Source organism: Vibrio sp. OPT46 (genome assembly GCF_015163535.1).
Taxonomy (GTDB): domain Bacteria; phylum Pseudomonadota; class Gammaproteobacteria; order Enterobacterales; family Vibrionaceae; genus Vibrio; species Vibrio alginolyticus.
Genome location: NZ_JADDYG010000372.1, coordinates 7,881 through 13,122, shown reverse-complemented (window position 1 = coordinate 13,122; position 5,242 = coordinate 7,881). Strand labels below are relative to the sequence as shown.

The window sequence follows — 5,242 nt, the reverse complement described above, 5'->3', positions numbered from 1 at the left end:
CGGTTTACCGGGCGGTGGTTTTGGTTTCTCTTACCACTACTCAAACGGTGGTAACCCTGCTCGTGACGCTGGAGTACTTCCTGCGATTTCGGCATCGCTGGGTGGCGGCTCTTCTGCGGGGAACGACTGGGCGGTGTCTGGCGCGGTGCAAAGCTTCCCTGTGGCGCGTATTGTCGAGGCGTTGGAAAACCCAGGTCAATCCTACCATCATAACGGTCATGAACTGACGTTCCCGGACATCAAGATGATTTGGTGGGCCGGTGGTGCGAACTTTACTCACCACCAAGACACCAACCGTTTGATTAAAGCGTGGCAAAAGCCAGAGCTTATCGTTATCTCTGAACCATACTGGACGGCGGCTGCGAAGCATGCGGACATCGTTCTGCCAATCACCACATCGTTCGAGCGTAACGACTTAACGATGACGGGTGACTACAGTAACCAACACTTGGTGCCAATGAAGCAAGTGGTTGAGCCGCAAGGTGAAGCGCGTAATGATTTCGATGTATTCGCGGACATGGCAGAGATGCTAGCTCCGGGTGGCCGTGACGTATACACCGAAGGCAAAACTGAAATGGAATGGCTGTACGGCTTCTACAAGGCGGCGCAACAAGGTGGCCGTGGCTCTCGCGTAGCAATGCCGAACTTCAGCAAGTTCTGGGAAGATAACCAACTGATCGAGATGAAGTGGAACGAGAAGAACGCACAGTTTGTTCGTTACGCAGATTTCCGTGAAGACCCGATCATGAATCCACTCGGTACACCAAGTGGTAAGATCGAAATCTTCTCGAAAACCATTGAAGGTTATCAGTTGGAAGACTGTCCTCCACACCCAACGTGGATGGCACCAACCGAGTACACTGGCAATGCAAAAGACGGCGAGTTGCAGCTAATGACCGCGCACGCAGCGCATCGTCTACACAGCCAGTTTAACTACGCGAAGATTCGCGAAGAGTACGCAATTGCAAACCGTGAACCTATTTGGATTCACCCTGAAGATGCGAAAGCGCGTGGTATTAAAACGGGCGATTTAGTTCGTGCGTTTAACAACCGTGGCCAAGTATTGGTTGGTGCAGAAGTGACTGACCGAATCAAGCAAGGTTCAGTGTGTATTCATGAAGGCGGCTGGCCGGATCTGGATCCTAAAACCGGCATTTGTAAGAACGGCGGTTGTAACGTGTTAACGTTGGATATTCCGACCTCTCGACTTGCAAACGGCTGTGCGGCGAACTCGGCACTGGTTCGTATTGAAAAATACACTGGCCCAGAATTAGAACTAACAGCGTTTGAACCACCAAGAAATGGCTAGAAAAAAGTAGCGATTGAAAGCAAGAAGCCAGCGAATCGCTGGCTTCTTTTTATCTAGTCATCGTTCACATTAGCGCGAAGCGAGAGAAACAAACGGCATCTGTTTCTTAATCTGAAATGTCGGGAGTAAAAGTAAATACAATCGCGACAAACAAGACCGAGCCTATTAAATCTTCAGGGCGATGCATGCCCAGCCATAAGCGGCTATATGCGACGCTCATTCCCCACATCCACAATGACAGTGCAGAGATATAGCACTTGTTCTGTAAGAACAAACCACCAAAGAAAGCCAAACAAATCGAAACGAAAATCGTATGGCCGGATGGGAAAGAATAGTCTTTCTCGCCTTGCCAATGGCGCGTTCGCCAATCACTGACGTGTTCAGAAATCTGGTTAATTACGTTGGCTTGCTGCTTTGTATCCAACTGATAAAACGCTTCTGGGTGCTCAATCAATTGCTCTGCAGCAAGCAGTTCGGCGTAGGGACGCGGGCTTTCTGTCATCAGTTTTAGCCCCGTTTTGCTGGCAAAACCAATCACCAGTAACAACCCTAACATTGAGAGTTTTTGTATCCACTCAATGCGACTTGGTTTAAAGCGAAATAAAGAAAGCAGTAGCAGTGTTAACGTAATTAAAAAACCTTTGCTACCAGCAGAATCTGTGAGCAAAGTAAAAGTAATACCCAGACTTTCAGGCACCTGTGAAGTGAGATTGTGATAAGAGCCAAACAGCGACATTGGGATGATGCCAAGAACAAACAAGGCGAGCATCATCAATCCATATTTTTTGGTTTTCATTGAGAGCGTTTTGTTTTTATTGAGGGTTATTCAACCACGTGAAAATAAGGGGCTTATCTTACGTTATCTGGCGTGAAAAACTTATCAACGCTCTGTCAATTTGACGAGAGAATGAAGGTTGAGTGATGAATTGATGACATTTATCCGGAGGGTAAAGGCGCTCATCCTTAAGCGTTGGGGTCTTAATCCATCAGAGAAAGTAAGTACTCTGCTGCTTTGGTTGGGTTTTCTGCATGACAAATGGCAGAAACCAAAGCCAAACCATGTACACCTGTCGCACTCAGGGCAGGAATGTTGGTTTCGTTGATGCCACCAATCGCGACGATTGGTAAGGGCGTGGTGTTCAGCGCCATCTTCAAACCTTCAATACCCCAGTGTTTTTTGGTGTTGGTTTTGGTCGGCGTAGCGAAGATGGCACTCAAGCCGATGTAATCAATGGGCAGAGAATCCGCCTCTGCCAGCTGATCTTCAGTCTCAATTGATAAGCCGAGGATTTTGTTTGGTCCAATCAACTCACGAGCGATAGTTGCGGGCATGTCTGATTGCCCGAGGTGAACCCCATCGGCATCAACTGCCAGTGCAACATCAACGCGGTCATTGATGATCAAAGGCACATTGGTATCTTTAAGGATGTCTTTCACGGCTTGAGCACGTTCGATAAACGCACGCACATCGCCGTGTTTTTCGCGGACTTGTACCATGGTCACGCCACCTTGCACGGCTTTTCTCACAACACGCTTTAGTGTGGCTAAATCTTGTTGGTCATCGGTGACCAAATATAAACGATAGGCGTTCATTTTGTTTCCTTTGGGCCTCTCATCTACAGGGAGTGAGAGGCCGGTATTTGTTAGAGAAAGCTTAACTCACTTGGAGTTTTAGGCGTTTTGCCAGTGTTTCTTCATCCAGTTGGTAAAGCTCATCCAACAGGTTCATTTGCAGACTGCCTGGCCCTCGCGCTTGCTCAGCCGCAATTTCACCCACAACGCCCAGTACCGCCGCGGCAGCAAGTCCGGAGTGATCACCAACAGCAGCGAAAGCACCCGTCAGTGCCGTTAGTGTGCAGCCCATTCCGGTTACGTATGGCATCATCTCGTGACCGTTGTTTAGCTGCACAGTTTGCTCTTTCGTGATGATGTAATCAGTCTCGCCAGAAATCACCACACTTGCACCATACTCTGAAACTAAGAAGTTCGCTGCGCCAAGTGCTGCGTCGCTGCTGTCTAACGCATCGACGCCTTTGCTTTGTGCTTGTTCGCCAGCGAGACCGATGATTTCTGAGGCGTTACCACGAATGATCAACTTGTCGGCAAGGCGTGCGATCTCACGTGATGTCTCGGTACGTAGTGAGCTTGCTCCGCAACCGACAGGGTCGAGTACAACGATTTTACCGTTGGCATTGGCTTGCTCTACGGCATAGCTCATGCGCGGTGTCCAAACGCTGTCTAGGGTACCGATGTTGATAACCAGTGCGCCAGCGAACGACATCATCTCTGCCATCTCTTGTTTGGAGTGCGCCATGATTGGAGAAGCGCCGATCGCTAATAGTGCGTTTGCTGTGTTATTCATCACCACGTAGTTAGTGATGTTGACGACTAACGGCTTTTGCTGGCGTACTGCGGTTAATGCTTGGGTGATTTGTTCAATTAACATGAGACTCTCCGATTAATCTTGCTGAGCGTTCAGACCTTGTTGCCAGAATGCTACTTCCATACGCGTTGCGGTTTTGAATACCTGAATCAGGTTTTGACCACGCTGACTATTGATGTCGATTTCCGCCAATAACTGGTTAAAGTGTTCTGCACCTTTTGCGACACCAGATTGGAACTCCTCACCACCGTAGAGATTAATCCAACTTGCGTATGGATTGCCTTCGATTACTGTCTTTTCATCTTCAATCAGCATCTTACCGATAACGGCATAACCGATAGAGCATGGCGCTAGTGCCGCGTATAGATCAACAAGATCGCCCGTCATGCCAGCATCCAATACATAACGGGTGTAAGCTACTGTGCCGAAATCTTCTGGCTCGTTTTCTAAGTTGGATTCCGTCAGTCCCCATTGCTCACAGTAAGTCACGTGGTGGGCGATTTCAGAATCTAGCAATGCATGTACGCTTGGTAGGGCACGGCGCATGTCATCCAAAGTACGCGCTTTGTAGATCGCTAATGCGTAAGCTCGTGCGTACTGTTTTAGGAAAAGAAAATCCTGTTTTAGGTAATGTAGAAAACAAGGCTGAGCCAGAGTGCCTTGCGCCAATTGCTGCACGAAAGCATGCTCAGTGTATTCTTGCCAATCTTGGTGGCAAGCGTCGATCAAATCTTGGTATTTCATTATGGGTATCTCGTTATCAAAAGACCCTAGGCTTAGATCCTAAGGCCAGTAGAATTAGTCAAAGCTCGGTACGTAATCTTTCGCTTTTGGCAGTGTTTCGATGATGTTTTGTGAATACATGAACTCGGCATAATCATCGTAGCGTTTCAGATCTACTGCAGATGGACGAAGAGCGAAACGAGTTAGTGTGTCATTCCAAGCGCGCTGGTTAAGCTCGTTGTTGAGGGTGTCTGGTGAATAAGCCACAAACTCTTTCCAAGATTCTTTTGGATGGTTAACGATGTAAGTGGTCGCTTGCTCCAGTGCTTTGTTGAATGCCTTGATGGCTTCTTTGTCGTAGGTTTTTGCATTGGCTACGAAGACTAACTCGTCATACGCTGGCACGCCGTGTTCTTCAGGGAAGAAGGCTTTAGCTTTATAACCTTCTAGTGCAAGTTGGTTGGTTTCGAAGTTACGTAGACCACCCCAAATCGCATCCACCTTGCCAGACGCAAGAGACGAAGATAGCGCCCAACCTACGTTGATGATTTGTACGTCAGAAAACTTCACATTCTCTTGAGCTAACATAGTGCCGATTGTTGCTTCTTCGTTGCCTGCGATCGCAATACCGATCTTCTTACCTTTTAAGTCGCCAAGGTTTTCATTCTTACCGTTGTCCAACACCATCAGCGTGTTGAGTGGCGTAGCAATCAAAGTCGCAGAGCGGATTAATGGCAAACCCGCCGCGACATCGATAGTTAGGCTTGGCTGGTAAGAAATCGCCATGTCGACCTTGCCAGCAGCGACCAACTTAGGTGGCGTACTTG

At 48.2% G+C, this 5,242-nt stretch carries 5 protein-coding genes and 1 pseudogene; 1 reads left to right on the top strand and 5 read right to left on the bottom strand.

Annotated elements, in window-relative coordinates:
* The coding region (locus tag IQR33_RS33355) for a molybdopterin-dependent oxidoreductase (RefSeq protein ID WP_228013953.1) at positions 1 to 1,309 on the top strand (1,309 nt) is incomplete at its 5' end.
* A 69-nt stretch (positions 1,310 to 1,378) separates the two neighbouring features.
* Here the strand turns inward: IQR33_RS33355 and IQR33_RS17120 are convergent.
* The 5 genes and pseudogenes from IQR33_RS17120 to IQR33_RS17100 all read right to left on the bottom strand — a co-directional run.
* Positions 1,379 to 2,105: pseudogene (locus tag IQR33_RS17120) on the bottom strand (phosphatase PAP2 family protein).
* Between the two features lie 182 nt (positions 2,106 to 2,287).
* Entirely contained in the window at positions 2,288 to 2,902 is a 615-nt protein-coding gene (gene thiE, locus IQR33_RS17115; RefSeq protein ID WP_193837837.1) for a thiamine phosphate synthase, read from the bottom strand.
* A 61-nt stretch (positions 2,903 to 2,963) separates the two neighbouring features.
* On the bottom strand, positions 2,964 to 3,755 hold the full coding sequence (thiM, locus tag IQR33_RS17110) for a hydroxyethylthiazole kinase (RefSeq protein ID WP_005374295.1): 792 nt from the start codon (positions 3,753 to 3,755) through the stop codon (positions 2,964 to 2,966).
* A 12-nt stretch (positions 3,756 to 3,767) separates the two neighbouring features.
* A complete protein-coding gene (gene tenA / locus IQR33_RS17105) occupies positions 3,768 to 4,436 on the bottom strand; it encodes a thiaminase II (protein WP_054575242.1) in 669 nt (222 codons plus the stop codon).
* Positions 4,437 to 4,490: 54 nt separating this feature from the next.
* Positions 4,491 to 5,242, bottom strand: a 752-nt coding sequence (locus IQR33_RS17100; protein WP_228013952.1) for an ABC transporter substrate-binding protein, incomplete at its 5' end; no start/stop codon positions are given.